At 69.6% G+C, this 19,824-nt stretch carries 16 protein-coding genes; 3 read left to right on the top strand and 13 right to left on the bottom strand.

The window, feature by feature from the left end:
• Positions 1-508: 508 nt before the first annotated feature.
• The 4 genes from ABT025_RS22230 to proB all read right to left on the bottom strand — a co-directional run bounded on the left by ABT025_RS22230 (position 509) and on the right by proB (position 4,246).
• Positions 509-1,087 carry an SCO2584 family spore wall biosynthesis protein gene (locus tag ABT025_RS22230; protein WP_350997045.1) on the bottom strand — a complete coding sequence of 193 codons (579 nt, stop codon included), beginning with the start codon at positions 1,085-1,087 and terminating at the stop codon, positions 509-511.
• A gap of 65 nt (positions 1,088-1,152) precedes the next feature.
• A complete protein-coding gene (locus ABT025_RS22225) occupies positions 1,153-2,436 on the bottom strand; it encodes a glutamate-5-semialdehyde dehydrogenase (RefSeq protein WP_350997042.1) in 1,284 nt (427 codons plus the stop codon).
• Positions 2,437-2,517: 81 nt separating this feature from the next.
• Positions 2,518-3,018 (bottom strand): DUF8830 family protein, encoded by a 501-nt coding sequence (locus tag ABT025_RS22220; protein ID WP_350997039.1) that lies wholly within the window; start codon positions 3,016-3,018, stop codon positions 2,518-2,520.
• Positions 3,019-3,160: 142 nt separating this feature from the next.
• Positions 3,161-4,246 carry a glutamate 5-kinase gene (gene proB, locus ABT025_RS22215; protein ID WP_350997077.1) on the bottom strand — a complete coding sequence of 362 codons (1,086 nt, stop codon included), beginning with the start codon at positions 4,244-4,246 and terminating at the stop codon, positions 3,161-3,163.
• A gap of 241 nt (positions 4,247-4,487) precedes the next feature.
• Here proB and ABT025_RS22210 point away from each other — a divergent pair, with 241 nt between their 5' ends.
• Complete coding sequence (locus ABT025_RS22210; RefSeq protein WP_350997037.1) at positions 4,488-5,141, top strand: dTDP-4-dehydrorhamnose 3,5-epimerase family protein; 654 nt, start codon at positions 4,488-4,490, stop codon at positions 5,139-5,141.
• Here the strand turns inward: ABT025_RS22210 and rfbD are convergent.
• From rfbD to galE, 4 genes are all read right to left on the bottom strand, one after another.
• The gene (gene rfbD, locus ABT025_RS22205) at positions 5,060-6,037 is read right to left on the bottom strand and encodes a dTDP-4-dehydrorhamnose reductase (RefSeq protein WP_350997035.1); all 978 of its coding nucleotides are present in this window, start codon (positions 6,035-6,037) and stop codon (positions 5,060-5,062) included. The genes ABT025_RS22210 and rfbD overlap by 82 nt on opposite strands.
• Positions 6,034-7,020, bottom strand: coding sequence for a dTDP-glucose 4,6-dehydratase (gene rfbB, locus ABT025_RS22200; RefSeq protein ID WP_350997034.1), 987 nt, complete (start codon positions 7,018-7,020; stop codon positions 6,034-6,036). The genes rfbD and rfbB overlap by 4 nt, the downstream gene beginning before the upstream one ends.
• On the bottom strand, positions 7,017-8,087 hold the full coding sequence (locus tag ABT025_RS22195; RefSeq protein WP_350997031.1) for a glucose-1-phosphate thymidylyltransferase: 1,071 nt from the start codon (positions 8,085-8,087) through the stop codon (positions 7,017-7,019). The genes rfbB and ABT025_RS22195 overlap by 4 nt, the downstream gene beginning before the upstream one ends.
• A 296-nt stretch (positions 8,088-8,383) precedes the next feature.
• A complete protein-coding gene (galE, locus tag ABT025_RS22190; protein ID WP_350997028.1) occupies positions 8,384-9,355 on the bottom strand; it encodes a UDP-glucose 4-epimerase GalE in 972 nt (323 codons plus the stop codon).
• Positions 9,356-9,656: 301 nt separating this feature from the next.
• Between galE and ABT025_RS22185 the strand changes: the two genes are divergently transcribed.
• Positions 9,657-11,888 (top strand): bifunctional glycosyltransferase/CDP-glycerol:glycerophosphate glycerophosphotransferase, encoded by a 2,232-nt coding sequence (locus tag ABT025_RS22185; RefSeq protein ID WP_350997026.1) that lies wholly within the window; start codon positions 9,657-9,659, stop codon positions 11,886-11,888.
• Positions 11,889-11,907: 19 nt separating this feature from the next.
• The gene (locus tag ABT025_RS22180; protein ID WP_350997023.1) at positions 11,908-15,519 is read left to right on the top strand and encodes a bifunctional glycosyltransferase/CDP-glycerol:glycerophosphate glycerophosphotransferase; all 3,612 of its coding nucleotides are present in this window, start codon (positions 11,908-11,910) and stop codon (positions 15,517-15,519) included.
• A 73-nt stretch (positions 15,520-15,592) separates the two neighbouring features.
• Here the strand turns inward: ABT025_RS22180 and obgE are convergent, their stop codons facing one another.
• The 5 genes from obgE to ABT025_RS22155 form a co-directional block, all read right to left on the bottom strand.
• Positions 15,593-17,032, bottom strand: coding sequence for a GTPase ObgE (obgE, locus tag ABT025_RS22175; protein WP_350997020.1), 1,440 nt, complete (start codon positions 17,030-17,032; stop codon positions 15,593-15,595).
• A gap of 139 nt (positions 17,033-17,171) precedes the next feature.
• Positions 17,172-17,429 carry a 50S ribosomal protein L27 gene (gene rpmA, locus ABT025_RS22170; protein ID WP_018103204.1) on the bottom strand — a complete coding sequence of 86 codons (258 nt, stop codon included), beginning with the start codon at positions 17,427-17,429 and terminating at the stop codon, positions 17,172-17,174.
• Positions 17,430-17,443: 14 nt separating this feature from the next.
• Positions 17,444-17,764, bottom strand: a complete 321-nt coding sequence (gene rplU / locus ABT025_RS22165) for a 50S ribosomal protein L21 (RefSeq protein WP_018551604.1) — start codon at positions 17,762-17,764, stop codon at positions 17,444-17,446.
• Positions 17,765-17,973: 209 nt separating this feature from the next.
• Complete coding sequence (locus tag ABT025_RS22160; RefSeq protein WP_350997017.1) at positions 17,974-19,035, bottom strand: iron-containing alcohol dehydrogenase family protein; 1,062 nt, start codon at positions 19,033-19,035, stop codon at positions 17,974-17,976.
• Complete coding sequence (locus ABT025_RS22155; protein WP_350997014.1) at positions 19,023-19,775, bottom strand: phosphocholine cytidylyltransferase family protein; 753 nt, start codon at positions 19,773-19,775, stop codon at positions 19,023-19,025. Before ABT025_RS22155 ends, ABT025_RS22160 begins: the two co-directional genes overlap by 13 nt.
• Between the last annotated feature and the right edge of the window lie 49 nt (positions 19,776-19,824).

Raw genomic sequence — 19,824 nt, 5'->3', positions numbered from 1 at the left:
CCGGACAGGGTCTGCCCGTCATGCGTGGGCATGCACGGACAAGTGAGAAGCCCCCTCTTCGAGCGGGTGAGGGGTCATATCTTCAGAGTAGGTCGATTACGGCGGAGGTAAACGCGGTGACGGGCGGGAACTGCCGCGACGTTCCCCCGGTCGGGCGGATCAGACCGCGGAAGCAACGGCGCCAGGAACCGGGCCCCGGAGCGACGGGTCCCTGAACCGGGCTCGGCAGCCAGGGCGCCTGATCCGGCCCGGAAGCCACGGCGGCCTGAACCGGGCTCGGGCTCGGCGGCCGCGCGAAACAGGCGTGCCGTCGGCGAACCGGAGCGGGCTCCCTGCGGCCCCGCGTGGTGGCGCCGGCGGGAGCGGCACAGTGAGGCGGCCCGGGCCGCCCGGCGCGGCACAGGACTCGGGCGGCCCGCGAGCCCTTGCGCACGAGCACGGCGGCCCAGCCCCCGCAGGCAGGGCAGGTTCGGGACCGGCAGGTTCGGGCCCGGCAGTTCGGGACGGGTCAGGGGGTGCGAGGAACGGCGGAGACCATCGGGCGGGAGAAGCCGTCCGCCGCGGACGGGGCCGAGGTGGGCCCCGGTGCGCTGTCCACGCCGCTCGTGGCCGGTGGCGGGACCTGGTCCTGACGGTCGCCCGAGGTGTTGCGGTACACAGCGCTGAAGGCCAGCGCGACCATGCCGACGCCCATCAGCACCGCCAGCAGCCACGCCACCGGCCGATGCCAGCGCGCGGCACCCCGGTAGGGGCGGAGGGCGCCGCCGTGACGTCCGTAGGGGCCGCTGTCGCTGTAGTCGTCATCCGTGTCGAGCGGGTCGCCGTAGACGCCTGTGCGCCCGAAGCCGTCGTCGTAGAGGTCGTCGTCCAGCGGCCCGCCGCCGGCCCGGGCCCGGCGGGAATCGGCCTCGGCGCGCGCCTCGGCGGCCGCCAGCAGCCGCTCGACGGCGGTCGGTTCGTGGAACTCGGCCGCCTGTACGAAATCCTCGTCGAACACCACGGAGGCGAAGTCCTTGTCCGCGCCCCCGCGGTCGTCGTCGGGCTCCCAGCCGTTCGGGAACGGCCTGCCCCCCACGTCGTCCGGCACAGCTTCAGCCTAGACCCGCGGGGTGGTTTTGGGCAGGGAGACGGCGCATTCGCCGCATTCGGCGGTCACCTCACGTGGCCGTCACCGGTCACGATGTACTTCGTGGACGTCAGCTCCGGCAGCCCCATGGGGCCCCTGGCGTGCAGCTTCTGTGTGGAGATGCCGATCTCCGCACCGAAGCCGAACTGACCGCCGTCCGTGAAACGCGTAGAGGCGTTCACCGTCACCGTCGTCGAATCCACCAACTGGGTGAACCGGCGGGCCGCGGCCTGTGAGGTCGTCACGATCGCCTCGGTGTGGCCGGAGGACCAGAGCCGGATGTGCGCAACCGCCGCGTCCAACGACTCGACGACGGCCGCAGCGATGTCGTACGAGAGGTACTCGGTCTCCCAGTCCTCCGGCGTCGCCGCCACCACGGTGGCCTTGGACCCCTCGGCGTACTCCAGGACCCGCTCGTCGCCGTGCACGGTGACACCGGCATCGGCGAGGGCGTCCAGGGCCCGCGGCAGGAACGCGTCGGCGACGTCCTTGTGGACCAGGAGCGTCTCCGCGGCGTTGCAGACGCTCGGGCGCTGCGCCTTGGAGTTCACCAGGATGGCGACGGCCATGTCGAGGTCGGTCTGCGCGTCCACGTACACATGGCAGTTGCCGGTACCGGTCTCGATGACCGGGACGGTGGACTCCTCGACGACGGTGCGGATCAGCGAGGCGCCGCCGCGTGGAATGAGCACGTCGACCAGGCCGCGCGCCCGCATGAGCTCGCGTACGGAGTCACGGTTCTCGCCGGGCACCAGCTGCACCGCGTCGGCCGGCAGTCCGGAGCCGCCGACGGCGTCGCGGAGCACCCGGACGAGTGCGCTGTTGGAGGCGTGGGCGGAGGACGAACCGCGCAGCAGCACGGCGTTGCCCGACTTCAGGCAGAGGGCCGCGGCGTCCACCGTCACATTGGGCCGGGCCTCGTAGATGATCCCGACCACGCCGAGGGGCACCCGGACCTGGCGCAGATCGATGCCGTTGGGCAGGGTCGAGCCGCGCACGACCTCGCCGACCGGGTCCGGCAGCGCGGCGACGTCCCGCACGTCGGCCGCGATGGCCCGGATCCGCTCGGGGGTGAGGGTGAGCCGGTCGACGACCGACTCACTGGTCCCGGCCTCCCTGGCGCGGGCCACGTCCTCGGCGTTGGCCGCCAGGATGTCGCTGGTCCGCACTTCGAGCGCGTCCGCGATCGCCAGCAGCGCGTCGTCCTTCGCCGCGCGCGGAAGTGGCGCGATGTCGGCGGCCGCTGAGCGGGCCCGGTAGGCGGCCTGGGCGACCGGGGACATGTTGTCGTACGGCGAAAGCGTGGTCATGCCCGCAGACTAATGCGCACGCTGCGGGCATCCGTCACGTATCCCGTGATGCGAGACGGCCGTACCGGGACGGCGGCCGGGTCAGTACGGGTGCACGCCGACCGGGGCGGCCGGGGGCGGTCCGTACCCCTCGGCGATGCGCTGGTGGTACGTCTCGCGGTCGATGACCTCCAGGCCGACGATCTCCCACGGCGGCAGCCCCGCACTGGACCGGTGCTCGCCCCACAGCCGCAGGGCCACCGCCGCCGCGTCGTGGAGGTCGCGGGCCTCTTCCCAGTAGCGGATCTCCGCGTGGTCGTTGGCGTAGCGGCTGGTCAGCAGGAAGGGGTGGTCGTGCGCGAGCTGTTCGAGGCCGCGTCTGACCTCCTTCAGCGGGATCTCGGCACCGGAGACACAGAGCGTGATGTGCCACAGCTTCGACTGGGTGCGTTCCTGGCCCGCCACCGTCGGTTCCGGACCGGTGGTCCGCTCGTCCCTCCGGTCCGCGGATCTGCCCCCGTCGAAGCCTGGGCCCGCTCCGACGCTGGTCAGGGCGCGGCCACCCGTTCCTCGGGGCGGCGCCCCCGGGCGCGCTCGTCTCACCGGCGGCCTCCTGTGAATGTGTTGCTTTGCTGTACCCCGCAGTGTCCCTGCTACAAAGTGGACCAGTACGCGGCCCGGCTTGGGGCGGTTTTCGTGAAGGTCTCTGCCCGAAGGCTGGACTTTCAGCCGTTTCAGGGGTCGGTCAGCTGTGGAGAACGACGAGATCGTCCCTGTGTACGACTTCGCGCTCGTAGGCGGGGCCCAGTTCGCGGGCCAGGTCGCGGGTGGAGCGACCGAGGAGCTGCGGGATCTCCTTGGCGTCGAAGTTGACGAGCCCGCGGGCGACCGGCCGGCCCCGCAGATCGCGCAGTTCCACCGGGTCTCCCGCGGTGAACTCGCCCTCGACCGCGGCGATCCCGGCCGGCAGCAGCGAGCTGTGGCGCTCCACGACCGCCTGCACGGCCCCGTCGTCCAGGGTCAGCGAACCCTGCGGGGTGGAGGCGTGGGCGAGCCACAGGAGCCGGTCCGCGGAGCGGCGCCCGGTTCGGTGGAAGTAGGTGCCCGTGTCGCGGCCCGCCAGTGCGTCGGCCGCGTGGCTCGCCGAGGTCAGGACGACCGGCACGCCGGCCGCGGTGGCGATCCGGGCGGCCTCGACCTTGGTGACCATGCCGCCGGTCCCGACGCCCGCCTTGCCGGCGCTGCCGATGCTGACCCCGGCCAGATCGGCGGGGCCGGTGATCTCCGCGATGCGGGTGGTGCCCGGGATGCTCGGGTCGCCGTCGTAGAGGCCGTCCACGTCCGAGAGGAGGATCAGCAGATCGGCGCGGACCAGGTGGGCGACGAGCGCGGCGAGCCGGTCGTTGTCGCCGAACCGGATCTCGTCGGTGGCGACGGTGTCGTTCTCGTTGACGATCGGCAGCGCGCCCATGTCCAGGAGCTGGTCCAGGGTGCGGTAGGCGTTGCGGTAGTGGGCGCGGCGGCTGGTGTCGTTGCTCGTGAGCAGGACCTGGCCGACCCGGACTCCGTAGCGGGCGAAGGAGGCGGTGTAGCGGGCGACGAGCAGCCCCTGGCCGACGCTTGCCGCGGCCTGCTGTCTGGCGAGGTCCTTGGGCCTGCGGTGCAGTCCGAGCGGGGCGAGTCCGGCCGCGATGGCGCCGCTGGAGACGAGGACGACCTCCCGCTCGCCGCCGCTGCGCACCTTGGCGAGCACGTCGACGAGTGCGTCGACCCGGTCGGCGTCGAGGCCTCCCGCGGCGGTGGTGAGGGAGGAGGAACCGACCTTGACCACGATCCTGCGGGCCTCCGTGACGCCCTGCCTGGCCCCTGACACGCGCATCCCCCATGGTTCGCCTCGCTGGACCCCGCAATCTACGCGAGCGCGGAATCCGGCGCCTTCGCGTTCCGCACCGTGGACCCGCTTTCGTCCGCTTCCATCCCGTTCCGTATCTGTTCCGTACCGCGGCTCGTTGCAGGTGACGTCGGCTCCACCGCCGAAGAATCGGCGAATCCCAGGAACAGGACGTGATCGCATGCGCCAGCTCTCCATTCCCGGGGCCTGGGTGCACGAGCCCGAGGTCATCCCCGACAGCCGCGGCAGCTTCCACGAGTGGTTCAGGGCCTCGGACCTCGGCGAGGCCGCAGGGCACGGGCTGGGGCTCGCGCAGGCCAACTTCTCCACGTCCCGCCGGGGCACGCTGCGCGGGATCCACTTCGCCGACGTGCCGCCGGGGCAGGCGAAGTACGTCAAGTGCGTGCGCGGCGCGGTGCTCGACGTCATCGTGGACGTCCGGGCCGGCTCGCCCACGTTCAAGCGGTGGGAGGGTGTCCGCCTCGACGACACCGACCACCGGGCGGTCTACATCGCCGAGGGGCTCGGCCACGCCTTCATGGCGCTGACCGACGACGCCTGCGTCCTCTATCTCTGTTCGGAGGGCTACGCACCCGGGCGCGAGCGGGGTGTCGATCCGCTCGACGCCGAGCTGGGCATCGCCTGGCCGGCGGACATCGCGCCGCTGCTGTCCGGGAAGGACGCCGGGGCGCCTTCGCTGGCCGAGGCGGAGCAGCAGGGGCTGCTTCCCTCGTACGGGGAGTGCGAGGCGTACTACGCGCGGCTGCGGGCGGCCGGCCCGCCGCCCGCCGGGGTGCGGGCGGGCGGACCCGCGCTCAGCCCGGCCGGCCGCTGAGCAGGACGGGCCAGGGGGCGTTCCGCGGCGAGCAGGGCCCCGAACGCCTCCTCCAGTGCCGCGCGCCAGTCCCGGACGGGTTCGATCCCGGCCGCCGCGAACCGGCCGTGTGCGAGCACGCTGCAGGCGGGCCGGGGGGCCGGGCGGGGATACGCGCCACTGGTGGTGGGCCGGACACGGGCCGGGTCGGCGCCGAGCAGCCGGAAGATCTCCCGGGTGAGACCGAACCAGGTGGTCTCGCCGCCGCTGGTGCCGTGGTAGACGCCCGCCGGGGCTGTGCCGTCGAGCGCGGCCCGTCCGAGCCGGACCAGCCGGCCGGCCAGATCGACGGTCCAGGTGGGCTGTCCGCGCTGGTCGTCCACCACGTCGAGGGTGTCCTTGACGCCCTCCAGCCTGATCATCGTCCGGACGAAGTTGGCGCCGCCCGCGCCGTAGAGCCAGGCCGTGCGCACGACGTAGCCCGTGTCGGGGAGGGTCTCCAGCACGGCGCGTTCACCGGCCAGTTTGGTGCGCCCGTAGGCGCTGCGCGGGGCGGTGGGGGCGTCCTCGGCGTACGGCCGCCCGCTGTCCCCGGCGAACACGTAGTCGGTGGAGACGTGCAGCAGGACGGCGCCGTGCTCGCGGCAGGCCGCGGCGAGGACCGCGGGTCCGGTGCCGTTGACCCGCAGTGCGGCGTCCTCCTGACTCTCCGCATCGTCGACGGCCGTCCAGGCCGCGCAGTTGACCACGACGGCCGGGCGGTGCGTGGCGAACGCCTCGCGGACGCGGTCCTGGTCGGCGATGTCCAGGGCCGTGCGGTCCGCGGCGACGGCGGTGACGTCCTCGTGGGCGAGTGCGGCCAGGACGTCCTGTCCGAGCATCCCGGCGGCCCCGGTCACCAGCCAGACCGGGCTCACAGGGCGGCCCTCCCCTTGAGCGGCTCCCACCAGGAGCAGTTCTCGCGGTACCACCGCACGGTCTCGGCGAGGCCGCCGCGGAAGTCCTTGCGGGGCTCGTAGCCGAGCTCCTCGCGGATCTTGGTGCAGTCGACCGAGTAGCGCCGGTCGTGGCCCTTGCGGTCCTCGACGTAGGTGACATCGGTGTCCCAGTCGGCGCCGCACGCCTCCAGGAGCAGTCCTGTGAGCTCCTTGTTGGAGAGCTCGGTGCCGCCGCCGATGTTGTAGACCTCGCCCGCGCGGCCCTTGGTGCGGACGAGTTCGATGCCCTGGACGTGGTCGTCGATGTGCAGCCAGTCGCGGACGTGGGCGCCGTCGCCGTACAACGGGACCGGCCGGCCCTCCAGCAGATTGGTGACGAAGAGCGGGATGACCTTCTCGGGGAAGTGGTGGTGCCCGTAGTTGTTGGAGCAGCGGGTCACCCGCACGTCGAGTCCGTGGGTGCGGTGGTAGGAGAGTGCGATGAGGTCGCTCGACGCCTTGGAGGCGGAGTACGGGGAGTTGGGCGCGAGAGGTTCGCTCTCGGTCCAGGAGCCCTCGTCGATCGATCCGTAGACCTCGTCGGTGGAGATGTGCACGAAGGTCCGGACGCCGGCCCGGTGCGCGGCGTCGACCAGGGTGTGGGTGCCCAGGACGTTGGTACGGACGAACTCGGCGCCGCCGTCGATGGAGCGGTCCACATGTGACTCGGCGGCGAAGTGCACCACCTGGTCGTGTCCGGCCATGAGGCCGCCGACCAGCTCCGCGTCGCAGATGTCGCCCTGTGTGAACGAGAATCCGGGGTGGTCGCGCACCTCGTCGAGGTTGGCCGGGTTGCCCGCGTAGGTGAGCTTGTCGAGCACGGTGACGGCGACGTCGCCCGGGCCGCCCGGGCCCAGCAGCGTACGGACGTAGTGGGAGCCGATGAAGCCGGCGCCGCCGGTCACCAGGATGTGGGTGGTCATGAGGAGATCTGAACCTTGCTGTGGTCGCCGAGGACGAGTCGGTGGGCGGACGGGCTGCGGGGTGCGGGGGTCACCTCTACCTCGTGGCCGATGAGGGAGGCCTCGACGCGGCGGACACCGTCGATCGAGGCTCCCCGCAGCACGATGGAGTACTCGATCTCGCTGTCCTCGATCCGGCAGTCATGGGCGACCGAGGTGAACGGCCCGACGTAGGCGTCGCTGATCACCGAGCGGGCGCCGATGATGGCGGGCCCGACGATCCGGCTGCGGGTGACCCGGGCGCCCGGCTCGATCCGGACCCGGCCGATGATCTCGCTCTCGTCGTCGACGTGAGCGCCCCGGGTACACGGCTCGACGGTCTCCAGCACGGTGCGGTTGACCTCCAGCATGTCGGTGACGTTGCCGGTGTCCTTCCAGTAGCCGCGGATCGTGGTGGAGCGGACGTCGCGCTCCTGGTCGATCAGCCACTGGATGGCGTGGGTGATCTCCAGCTCACCGCGCCAGGACGGGCGGATGGAGCGGACGGCCTCGTGGATGACCCGGGTGAAGAGGTAGACGCCGACGAGCGCCAGATCGCTCTTGGGCTCCTTCGGCTTCTCCTCCAGGGCCACGACCCTGCCGTCCCCGTCGAGTTCGGCGACACCGAACGAGGTCGGGTCGGGCACCTGGGTCAGGAGGATCTGGGCGTCGGGCCGGTCCGCGCAGAACCCCTCGACCAGACCGGCGATGCCTCCGACGATGAAGTTGTCACCGAGGTACATGACGAAGTCGTCGTCGCCCAGGAAGCGCTGGGCGATCAGGACCGCGTGTGCGAGGCCGAGCGGCTCGGACTGCGGGATGTAGGTGACGTCGATGCCGAACCGGGAGCCGTCGCCGACCGCCGTACGGATCTCCTCCTCGGTGTCCCCCACGATGATGCCGACCTCGGTGATGCCGGCTTCCGCGATGGCTTCGAGTCCGTAGAACAGCACCGGTTTGTTCGCCACCGGAACCAGTTGTTTGGCCGAGGTATGAGTAATGGGACGAAGACGGGTGCCTGCCCCACCGGAAAGTACGAGAGCCTTCACAGTTCTGCCCCACGATGAGTCGGCGGTCCTGTCGCAGCGGCTGCGACCTACCGGGTGACCATAGTCAGATTCGGCCACTCATCCGCAGCGAAACAGCTGCGTCTACCCGCTTACCGACTCGTCCGGAGGAAAAGCGACGGCCCCCCGTAACCATTCGGATTGCTTCGCACTCATCGGTTCACAGAAACCGCCACACACATGCGCGACATCGAACTCGATGTCGAATTCCCCGGAGTGCGCACACCCCTTTCGTACGCAGCTTCGGCGCGCACCTTCCGCACGCCTTCGCACCGTGCCTACGGGTGGCGAATCCGCCAGCCCCGCCAGGCGGATTCGATCATCTCGTCGACGCCGTACCGGGCCGACCAGCCCAGCTCCGCGCGGATCCGCTCCGCGCCCGCGACCACGCGCGCCGGGTCACCGGCGCGGCGGGCGGTCACCTCGGGGGCGACGTCCGCGCGGCCCGTCACCCGGAGGATGCGGTCGACCATCTCGCGCACCGAGCTGCCCTCGCCGCGGCCGATGTTCAGCGTGAGGTCCGTGCCGGGCCCGGCCCCCTCCAGCCGGCGGGCGGCCGCGAGGTGGGCGGAGGCGATGTCCTCCACATGGACGTAGTCGCGGATGCAGGTGCCGTCGGGTGTCGCGTAGTCGTCGCCGAAGATCCGCGGCCCCTCACCGGCCTCAAGGCGCTCGAAGACCATCGGGATGAGGTTGTAGACCCCGGCGTCGGCGAGTCCGGGCGAGGCCGCGCCTGCGACGTTGAAGTAGCGGAGCGAGGCGCAACGCAGTCCGTGGGCCCGGGCGGCGGCACGGATCAGCCATTCACCGACGAGCTTGGTCTCCCCGTACGGGCTCATCGGCGCGCAGGGGGTCTCCTCGGTGACGAGGCCGACGTCGGGCATGCCGTAGACGGCGGCCGACGAGGAGAACACCAGGCGGTCGGCACCGGCCGCGACCATGCTCTCCAGCAGCACCTCCAGACCGGTCACGTTCTCCCGGTAGTAGTGGAGGGGGCGCTCGACGGACTCGCCGACCTGCTTCTTGCCCGCGACATGAACCACACCTGTCACGGCGTGGTCATGGATCGCCGCGTCCAGGGCCGGCCGGTCCAGCACGCTGCCGACGACCAGGGGCACCCCGTCGGGCACGCTCCCGGCATTGCCCGTCGACAGGTCGTCGTACACGACCACCCGCAGGTCACCGGCGAGCATCGCCCGCACGACGTGCGCACCGATGTACCCGGCCCCACCCGTAACCATCCACGTCATTCTGTGCGTCTCTCCCTCTGTACACGGCTACACCCGTACACGGCTCTACCGAAAGGTTCACTCTGTGTGCACGGAATTTGAATCGGACAAATAATCGGATCAGTATTATCGTGCGCTGAGAAGCCTTGTTCGGTTGACATCCAGGGAACACCTGACGGTGGAGCAGGAACAAACACGAGATCACGGCAGGCGGATGTCGATCAATTACGCTGTTCAGGTGTTCAGGCGCTCCCCGATGATTCCACAATGCGAATCCGCGCCTTCGCACGGACCCGCAGACGGCTCTCTGGACTGGTGAAGGATGCCTCGACTGACACTCATCGTGCCTGCTTACAACGTGCGGGCGTATGTCCGGGAGTGCCTCGACTCCGTATTGCAACAGGACTTCACCGACTTCGAAGTCGTCGCTGTGGACGACTGCTCGCCGGACGGCTCCGGCGCCATCCTCGACGAGTACGCGGCGCGTGACGCCCGGGTCCGGGTGCTCCATCTCGGCGAGAACGTGGGACTGGGCCACGCCCGTAACGCCGGCATCGAACAGGCGACCGGCGACTACCTGATCTTCCTCGACAGCGACGACACCCTGACGCCCGGTTCGCTGAGCGCGATCGCCGGGCGGCTCGACGCGACGGACGACCCCGAGATCCTGATCTACGACTACATGCGCAGCTACTGGGACGGCCGGCTGCTTCCGAACCGGCGGGCCGGTCTCCTCGGTCCCGGCGACCCCGCGGCCTTCCCCCTGTCGGAGCGGCCCGAGCTGCTCGATCTGCTGCAGATCGTCTGGAACAAGGCCTACCGCCGCGATTTCATCGAGAGACACGGATTCCGATTCCCGTCCGGGTACTACGAGGACGCTCCCTGGACCTACACCACCCTGGTCGCGGCGGAACGCATCGCGCTGCTCGACCGCACCTGCGTGCTCTACCGGCAGCGCCGCGAGGGCGGAAACATCCTGCGCACGGTCAGCCGCAAGCATTTCGACGTATTCGACCAGTACGACCGCGTATTCGCCTATCTGGACGAACATCCGGAACACGATTCCTGGCGTCCCGCGCTTTTCGGAAAAATGGTCGACCACTATCTCACCGTGCTGGAAAAGCCGGGCCGCCTCCCCAGGAATGCGCGGTCCGACTTCTTCCACCGGGCGGCCGCCGACTACAACCGCCGGCTGCCCGAGGGGTTCGAGCGTCCGAGCGGTGGCCGCGGTTACAAGTACGCGCTGCTCGGCAAGGATTCCTATCTGGCCCTGACCGGCGTCACCCGGGCGAACCGGGCACGCCACCGGGCGCGGGCGCGCGCCGGCGAGCGCGTCAACCAGGCCAAGCGCGCCGCGATGCGGGTGTTCTACCGGTCCCAGCTGCGGCTGCCGACCGACGAGAACCTCGCGGTCTTCTCCGCCTACTGGAGCCGGGGCTACTCGTGCAACCCCGCGGCCATCGACGCCGAGCTGGCCCGGCTGGCCCCGCACATCCGCCGGGTCTGGGCGGTACGCGCGGAGCATGTGAGCCAGGTACCCAAGGGGGTCGAGGTGGCTGTCGTCGGCTCCCGCGAGTACTGGACGGCGCTGGCCCGCGGCACGTACTTCATCAACAACGTGAACTTCACGGACGCCCTGGTCAAGCGGGACGGCCAGATCCATCTGCAGACCCACCACGGCACCCCGCTGAAGACGATGGGGCTCGACCAGGCCGACTACCCGGCCTCCACGAGCATGAAGATGGAAGACCTGTTGCGGCGGTGCGACCGCTGGGACTACAGCCTTTCGTCCAACAGCTTCTCCACCTCGGTGTGGGAGCGGGTCTATCCGTGTTCCTTCACCTCGCTGGAGACCGGCTATCCGCGCAACGACGTGCTGATCAACGCCGGAGCCGAGGAGGTCGCGGGGGCCCGTAGCGAACTCGGTGCGGCGGACGGCTCCAAGGTCTTTCTCTACATGCCGACCCACCGTGAATACCAGAAGGAGTTCACCCCGCGGATCGACCTCGAGAAGCTGGCCGACGAGCTGGGCCCCGACGTCACGCTGCTGGTGCGGGGCCACTACTTCTACAAGGCCGCCGGCCGGCTCGCCGAGCTCCAGGCCAGCGGCCGCGTGATCGACGTGTCGGCGCACCGGAGCGTGGAGCGGCTCTACCTCGCGGCCGACGCCCTGATCACCGACTACTCGTCGGCGATGTTCGACTACGCCAACCTCGACCGGCCGATCGTGATCTTCGCCGACGACTGGGAGACGTACAAGGTCGTCCGCGGCAGCTACTTCGACCTGATGGCCGAGCCCCCCGGCGCCGTAGCCACCAGCCAGGCGCAGCTCACCGGGATCCTTCGGTCCGGCGAGTGGCAGAGCCCGGCGTCCGCCGCTCTGCGCAGCGCGTTCCGTGAGCGCTTCTGCGACTTCGACGACGGCCGGGCGTCCGAGCGGGTCGTCCGCAGAGTCTTCCTGGGCGAGGAGAACCTCCTTCCCGTCGTACCGCTCGCCGACCGCAGGACGGCACCCACCCCAGCCCAGGCGCTCGAGCTGTTCGAGCGGGTCTGACCGAAAGGAACCTCCAGCCATGGCCCCTCGCCTCAGCGTCATCGTGCCGATCTACAGCGTGGAGCAGTACCTGCCCGCCTGCCTGGACTCACTGGCTGCGCAGACCCTCAGGGACCTCGAAGTCATCATGGTGAATGACGGGTCCCCCGACGATTCGGCCGCCATCGCGGCCTCGTACGAGGCCCGCGACCCGCGGTTCCGGCTGATCACCAAGGAGAACGCGGGCCTCGGCGCCGCACGGAACACGGGGCTCGGACTCCTCTCGCCCGAGAGCGAGTTCGTCGCCTTCGTCGACAGCGACGACATGATTCCGCCGGATGCCTACCGCCTCATGCTGGCAAGCCTGGACGAGAGCGGTTCGGACTTCATCACGGGCAACGTGCTGCACATCAACAGGACCAAGGTGTGGCAGTCCCCGATGCACCGCATCCTCGCCGGCGGCGCCGTCCAGCGGACCCACGTGTCCGTGAACAGGAAGCTGCTCAACGACAAGATCGCCTGCAACAAGGTCTTCCGGCGCTCGTTCTGGGAGAAGCACAGGCTGGCCTTCCCCGAAGGTGTGCTCTACGAGGACGTTCCGGTCATCGTGCCCGCGCAGTTCCTGGCCGAGGCCGTCGACATCATCAGCACCCCCACGTACTACTGGCGGCTGCGCGAGGGCGAGGGCACCCCGTCCATCACCCAGCGCAGGACCGAGCCGAAGGCCGTACGTGACCGCTCCGCCGCGGTGGAGTCGGTGAGCCGCTTCTTCGGCAAGCAGCCCGGGGAGGAGGCCGCGACGCTGAAGCGCGAGTACGACCGCACCGTGCTCAAGGGCGATCTGCGGATCTTCCTCAACGTGCTTCCCGACGGGGACGAGGAGTTCCGCGCCGAGTTCCTGCGCGTCATCAACCAGTACCTGAACCAGGTGGATCCGCAGGTGGTCATGGAGCTGACCGCCACCCAGCGGGTCAAATGGCTGCTGGTGCGCAAGCACGCCATGACCGAGCTGGTCGATCTGATCAATTCCGAGCGGCGCGGCGACCCGATCGAGATCGAGGGGCGGCTCCGGAAGTACGCGAGTTTCTCCGCCCTGGACCACAGTGCCGACCTGATACCCAAGCGAGCTCGACGGATCGACCCCGACCTCACGCCCCGTGCCCCGCTCCAGAAGATCACCTGGGAGAACGGGAAACTGCGCCTGTCCGGCCACGCGTGGATCGACCGCATCGACCAGTCGACGAAGCACAGCGCCGTCAAGGTCCTGGCGCTCAAGAAGCACGGCTCGCGACGACGCACGGTGCTGCCCCTGCGCAACGTCTACAGCCCGGAGTGCACCGCGCTGTCCCCCCGGAAGCAGAACAACTACGACTGGGCGGGCTGGGAGCTGCTCTTCGACCCCGCGAAGCTCCGCAGGGGCGGCCAGTGGGTGGAGGGCACCTGGCACGTCGGCCTGGGCATCGCCTCCGCCGGGCTGGTCCGCAAGCGTGCCGTGCACGCGAGTGGAGCGGGTTCGGCCAATCATGCGCCGTACCAGTGGCTGGACGAGAACTTCCGGCTGCTCCCCAACACCTCCACGGGTGCCCTGAAGCTGCGTGTCGAGCGGGTACGCGCCCTGATCACCGGTCACCGTGCCGTGGACGAGAACGTGGAGATCGAGGGCGAGATCCGCGTCCCGCTGACGGCGGGCGAGTCGGTGAACCTGGAGGTCTCCAACCGCAAGAGCGGGGAGGTCATCTCCTACCCCGCCGTCCTGGAACCCGCTCCGGACGGCCGCGCCTCCTTCCGGGTCACGGTGCCGCTCAAGGACATCGCGCTGCTGCCCGAACACCAGGACGCCGTCGACGAGGGAACCTCCGCGGAAGGCGCCAATCCGGCCCTGGCCTCACGGCGCAACTGGAGCACCGAACTCGTCGCCGCCGCCCCCGACGGGACGGAGCGCCGGTTCGGCACCGTGGTCCGTGACGGACTCGCCGACCGCCAGATCCGGCTCCCCGCCACCCTCGCCGAGGGTGCCGAGCGGAACGAGCTCGCGCTGGTCTCGGGAAGCAACGGCTACCTGAAGTTCTCCGGACGCCCGGTCCAGGCCAGGATGACCGCAGTGCGGATGGTCGATGGCGAGTACGTCGTCCACGGTTCCACGCCGGCCGATCTGAGCGATCCGTCCTTCGTCGTCAAGGCCCGTGACTTCTTCGACGAGAAGACCGTGCCGCTCCAGGTCCTCCCGGACGGTACGTTCGTCGCCAGGTTCACCCCTTCGGCCATGCCGGGATCCAACGGCCCCCGCCCGCTGAAGAGCGGCCGGTGGAACTTCTACCTGCGGTCCGGGGACGGCAGCCCCGACGTACCCTTCGTCATCGACCGGCTCGCCGTGCCGACCTTCCCGGTCTCCGGCGAACACGCGGGTCGTGAGTACCACTTCGAATCCCGCTGGTACGACTTCCCCCAGCTGCAGTGCCCCTCCGATCTGACCATCCTCGAACGCGGCCGCTACCGGCAGGACAGGCTGCACCACGAGGTGTACGAGGCCGGTCGCACGAAGCCGCTGCGCGACGCCGTGCTGTACATCAGCTACAACGGCAAGCAGTACTCCGACAGCCCTCGCGCCATCCACGAGGAGCTGCTCCGGCGCAACGCGGATGTCCAGCACCTGTGGCTGGTCAGGGACGGGCAGGTGGACCTGCCGCCCACGGCCGAGAAGGTCCGCTTCTGGGGAACCGAGTGGTACGACGCGCTGGCCCGCTGCCGGTACATCGTCACCAACGCCCACCTCCCCCACTGGATCGAGCGCCGGCCGGGGCAGGTCATCGTCCAGACCTGGCACGGCACCATGCTGAAGAAGATCGGCCTGGACATCGACGCGCCGAAGTTCAACCCGCAGTACCACGACCAGCTCAGGCAGGAGTCCCGCAGCTGGAACATGCTGGTGTCCTCCAACCGGTTCAGCACCCCGATCCTCAAGCGGGCCATGGGGTACGACGGCGAGATCGTCGAGACCGGCTACCCGCGCAACGACTACCTCTACGCACCCGACCTCCAGGCCCGGGCCAAGGAGATCAAGGCACGGATCGGGCTGCCGGACGGCAAGAAGGTGGTGCTCTACGCCCCCACCTGGCGCGATGACCTGGCACACCGGCAGGGGCAGTTCAAGTTCGATCTGCGGCTCGACACCGAGCAGGCGCGGGAGCGGCTCGGTGACGATCACATCCTGCTGATCCGTCGCCATTCCAACGTGGTGGACAGCATCCCCGGGGCAGGGAACGGATTCGTCTTCGACGTGTCCGAGTACCCCGACATCGCCGATCTCTACCTCATCGCCGACGTCATGGTCACGGACTACTCGTCCGTGATGTTCGACTACGCGCATCTCAGGCGGCCGATGCTCTTCTTCACCTACGACCTGGAGCACTACCGGGACCAGCTGCGCGGCTTCTACTTCGACTTCGAGAACGACGCACCCGGTCCGCTGATCAGCACGTCCGAGGAGCTGATCGGCGCGATCCGCGACATCGACGAGGTGGCGGCCGCGCACGAGGAGCGCTACGAGCGGTTCCACCGGCTCTTCTGCGACCTGGACGACGGCCACGCCTCGGCCCGGGTGGTGGACCGCATGCTGGAGAAGGCGAAGGAACTCTCCGACGAACGCGAGTAACGAGCCCCGGCGCAAAAAAGCCGGGCACGGCCGGAGAATCCGGCCGTGCCCGGCTTCCAGGAAGCCCCGAGCCCTACGCGAACGGGTCGAACTCCTGGTACTCCTTGCTGACGTCGTCGCGCTCTTCCTCACGGTCGCGCCGGCGCTGCGCGGCCGGACGCGGCTCCTCGAGCCTGTGGTCCTCGCCACGGCGGCCGAGCATCTCCGCGCCGGCCGTCACCGTCGGCTCCCAGTCGAAGACGACGGCGTTGTCCTCGGCCCCGATGGCCACCCCGTCGCCCGCCCGGGCGCCGGCCTTGCGCAGCGCGTCCTCGACACCGAGCCGGTTCAGCCGGTCCGCCAGGTATCCGACGGCCTCGTCGTTGTTGAAGTCGGTCTGGCGCACCCAGCGCTCCGGCTTCTCGCCACGCACCCGGTAGATGCCGTCGTCCTCCAGGACCACGGTGAAACCGGCGTCGTCCACGGCCTTGGGCCGGATGACGATACGGGTCGCCTCCTCCACCGGCTTGGCGGCACGCGCCTCGGCGATGACGCCGGCCAGCGCGAAGGAGAGCTCCTTGAGACCGGTACGGGCCACTGCCGACGCCTCGAAGACGCGGTAGCCGCGGGCCTCCAGGTCCGGACGGATCATGTCCGCCAGGTCCTGGCCGTCCGGGATGTCGATCTTGTTGAGGACGACGATGCGGGGCCTGTCCTCCAGCCCCCCGTACAGCTTGAGCTCCTCCTCGATCATGTCGAGGTCGGAGACCGGGTCACGGTCGGACTCCAGCGTCGCCGTGTCCAGCACGTGCACGAGCACCGAGCAGCGCTCGACGTGGCGCAGGAACTCCAGGCCGAGGCCCTTGCCCTGGCTGGCGCCCGGGATCAGGCCCGGAACGTCGGCGATGGTGTAGACGGTGCTGCCCGCGGTGACCACGCCCAGGTTCGGGACCAGGGTCGTGAACGGGTAGTCGGCGATCTTCGGCTTGGCCGCCGAGAGCACCGAGATCAGGGAGGACTTGCCGGCGCTCGGGTAGCCCACCAGGGCGACGTCGGCGACGGTCTTGAGCTCCAGGACGATGTCCCGGCTCTCACCGGGCTCGCCGAGCAGCGCGAAGCCGGGGGCCTTGCGGCGGGCGGAGGCCAGCGCGCCGTTGCCGAGGCCGCCGCGGCCGCCCTGGCCTGCGACGAACATGGTGCCCTGGCCGACCAGGTCGGCGAGCACGTTGCCGTCCGTGTCGAGCACGACGGTGCCGTCCGGCACGGGCAGGATCAGGTCCTGGCCCTCCTTGCCGGTGCGGTTGTCACCGGCACCGGGCTGGCCGTTGGTGGCCTTGCGGTGGGGGTGGTGGTGATAGTCGAGGAGCGTGGTGACTGCCTGGTCGACGATCAGGGTCACGTCACCGCCACGGCCGCCGTTGCCGCCGTCCGGGCCGCCGAGCGGCTTGAACTTCTCACGGTGAACGGAGGCGCAGCCGTGGCCCCCGTTACCCGCGGCGGCATGCAGCTCGACGCGGTCCACGAAGGTGGTCATGGTTGGAACCTCCAGTTACATACGTGCAGAAATGTCTCGCTCGTGCCCCTGTAGGAGCAACACGCGAAAGGCGGACCCACTTCCCGTAAAAGGAAGTGAGGTCCGCCTCCACGTCAAACCGCTCTACGAGCGCCGAAAATCAGCCGGCGATCGGAACGATGTTCACGACCTTGCGGCCACGGTGCGTGCCGAACTCGACCGCACCGGCGGCGAGGGCGAACAGCGTGTCGTCGCCGCCACGGCCGACGCCCGTGCCCGGGTGGAAGTGGGTGCCGCGCTGGCGGACCAGGATCTCACCGGCGTTGACGGCCTGACCGCCGAAGCGCTTCACGCCGAGCCGCTGAGCATTGGAATCGCGCCCGTTCCGGGTGGAAGATGCGCCCTTCTTGTGTGCCATGTGTTCTCAGTCCCTTACTTCGCAGCCGCGGGGATACCGGTGACCTTGATCGCCGTGTACTGCTGGCGGTGACCCTGGCGACGGCGGTAGCCGGTCTTGTTCTTGTAGCGAAGGATGTCGATCTTCGCACCCTTGTGGTGGTCCACGATCTCGGCCTGGACCTTGATGCCGTCCAGCACCCACGGGTCGCTGGTCACTGCGTCGCCGTCGACAACGAGCAGGGTAGAGAGCTCTACCGTGTCGCCAACCTTGGCGGTGGGAATCTTGTCAACCTCAACGATGTCGCCGACAGCAACCTTGTGCTGGCGACCACCGCTGCGCACGATGGCGTACACGCGGATCTCACTCTCACTCGAAGCGAAAACCTCTGAAGCCAGCCGCTCACACGGGTCCGGGGACCCGTGATGATCCGGATTGGACGAGCGGCCTCTCCCGAACGAGCGGGAGGTGAGTGCTCAGAGGTGTGGCGAAACAAACGCCGACGGTCAAGATTACGGGGCCCCGTACAGCCGGGTCAAACCGGGCCCCGTTCCCCGGCCCGGCCTCAGGACCCGAGGGCCCCGAGGTACTCGGCGTAGGCGTCCCGGATCCCGTCCGGGGGCAGGTCCAGATGCTCCAGGATCGTGTACCGGCCCGGTCTGGTCCGGGGTGCGTAGCCGACCACCGAGACGAACTCGTCCGCAGTGAACCCGATCTCCTCCGCGGTGACCGGCAGACCGTGGCGCCGCAGCGTCTCGGCCATCCGTACGGACTCCTGGTGCGCGCCGCGCAGGTGCATCGCGAACGCCGCCCCCAGACCGCACTGCTCACCGTGGCTCGCCGCGCGCTTGGGGAAGAGCAGGTCGAAGGCGTGGTTGATCTCGTGGCAGGCACCGGAGGCGGGACGGCTGTCCCCCGACACCGACATCGAGATGCCGGTCAGTACCAGCCCCTCCGCCAGCACCTGGAGGAAGCCGTCGTCCGCGAGGGTCCCGGGGTGACGCAGCACGGCCTCACCGGCCTGCCGGGCCATCGCGGCGGCCAGTCCGTCCATGTCCTCGCCGTTGACCCGGTGGGCGAGCTCCCAGTCCGCCACCGCGGAGATGTTGGAGAGCGCGTCACCGATCCCGGACCGTACGAAGCGGACCGGTGCCTCACGGATGATGTCGAGGTCGATCACGACGGCGATCGGGTTCGGGACACCGTACGAGCCGCGGCCCGCGTCGTTGTCCAGCGTGGCCACCGGTGAGCACAGACCGTCGTGGGACAGGTTCGTCGCCACGGCGACCAGCGGCAGCCCGACGCGCGCCGCGGCGAACTTCGCACAGTCGATGATCTTGCCGCCGCCGAGGCCGACGACGGCGTCGTACCGGCCGGACTTCATGGCCTCCGCGAGCTTGACGGCATCGTCCAGGGTGCCGCCGCCCACCTCGAACCAGGAAGCACCCGGCAGGCTGTCCGAGAGCCGCTCCCGCAGCGCCCGGCCCGAACCCCCGCTGATCGCGATCGCCAGCTTGCCCGAGCCGGAGATCCGCTGGTCGGCGAGGACGACCGCCAGATCGGCCAGCGCGCCCGCCCGGATGTCGACGACGACCGGTGCGGGGATAAGCCGGGTCAGTACTGGCACGCGATCTTCCTGCCCTTGGCCAGGTCCTCGTGGTTGTCGATCTCGACCCACGTGACGTCACCGATGGGCTCCACGTCGACCCTGAAGCCCCGGTCGACGAGCTCCTGGTAGCCGTCCTCGTAGTAGAGGTCCGGGTCCCGCAGATACGTGGTCCTCAGCGCGTCGGCCAGTTCCTCGGCGGCCTCTCCCTCGATGAGGGTGACACCGATGTACTCGCCGGTGGCCTCGGCCGGGTCCATCAGCTTCGTGATCCGCTGAACACCCTTCTCGGGGTCGACGACGACCTTCATCTCCTCGTCGGCGAGCTGCTTCACCGTGTCGAGGGCGAGGATGATCCGCTTGCCCTCGCCGCGTGCGGCGAGCAGCGTCTTCTCGACGGAGACGGGATGCACGGTGTCTCCGTTGGCGAGGATCACGCCGTCCTTGAGGGCGTCACGGCCGCACCAGAGGGAGTAGGCGTTGTTCCACTCCTCGGCCTTGTCGTTGTCGATCAGCGTGAGCGTGACGCCGTACTTCGCCTCGAGGGCGGCCTTGCGCTCGTACAGGGCCTCCTTGCGGTAGCCCACGATGATCGCGACATCGGTCAGGCCCACCTCGGCGAAGTTGCCCAGTGTCAGGTCGACGACGGTCAGGCTCTCCTCGTCCCCCTCGGGGCCGACCGGCACCAGGGCCTTGGGAAGCGTGTCGGTGTAGGGGCGCAGACGGCGGCCTGCGCCGGCCGCCAGAATCATGCCGATCATGAGGGTTCTCCTCGGTCCGTGGTGTGGATGGCTCGGATGGGGTGCGTGC

Origin of the sequence: Streptomyces sp. NPDC002809, from assembly GCF_040295435.1 — a bacterium.
Taxonomy (GTDB): Bacteria; Actinomycetota; Actinomycetes; order Streptomycetales; family Streptomycetaceae; genus Streptomyces.
Note: the sequence above shows the minus strand (reverse complement) of the source record. Positions and strands in the feature narration are given on the sequence as shown.

Coding starts and splice junctions, on each gene's coding strand:
- ABT025_RS22225 (WP_350997042.1), bottom strand. CDS start 2,436: ATGACCACGCTTTCGCCGTACGACAACATGTCCCCGGTCGCCCAGGCC.
- ABT025_RS22210 (WP_350997037.1), top strand. CDS start 4,488: ATGCGCCAGCTCTCCATTCCCGGGGCCTGGGTGCACGAGCCCGAGGTC.
- rfbB (WP_350997034.1), bottom strand. CDS start 7,020: ATGACCACCCACATCCTGGTGACCGGCGGCGCCGGCTTCATCGGCTCC.
- galE (WP_350997028.1), bottom strand. CDS start 9,355: ATGACGTGGATGGTTACGGGTGGGGCCGGGTACATCGGTGCGCACGTC.
- ABT025_RS22185 (WP_350997026.1), top strand. CDS start 9,657: ATGCCTCGACTGACACTCATCGTGCCTGCTTACAACGTGCGGGCGTAT.
- ABT025_RS22180 (WP_350997023.1), top strand. CDS start 11,908: ATGGCCCCTCGCCTCAGCGTCATCGTGCCGATCTACAGCGTGGAGCAG.
- obgE (WP_350997020.1), bottom strand. CDS start 17,032: ATGACCACCTTCGTGGACCGCGTCGAGCTGCATGCCGCCGCGGGTAAC.
- rpmA (WP_018103204.1), bottom strand. CDS start 17,429: ATGGCACACAAGAAGGGCGCATCTTCCACCCGGAACGGGCGCGATTCC.
- ABT025_RS22155 (WP_350997014.1), bottom strand. CDS start 19,775: ATGATCGGCATGATTCTGGCGGCCGGCGCAGGCCGCCGTCTGCGCCCC.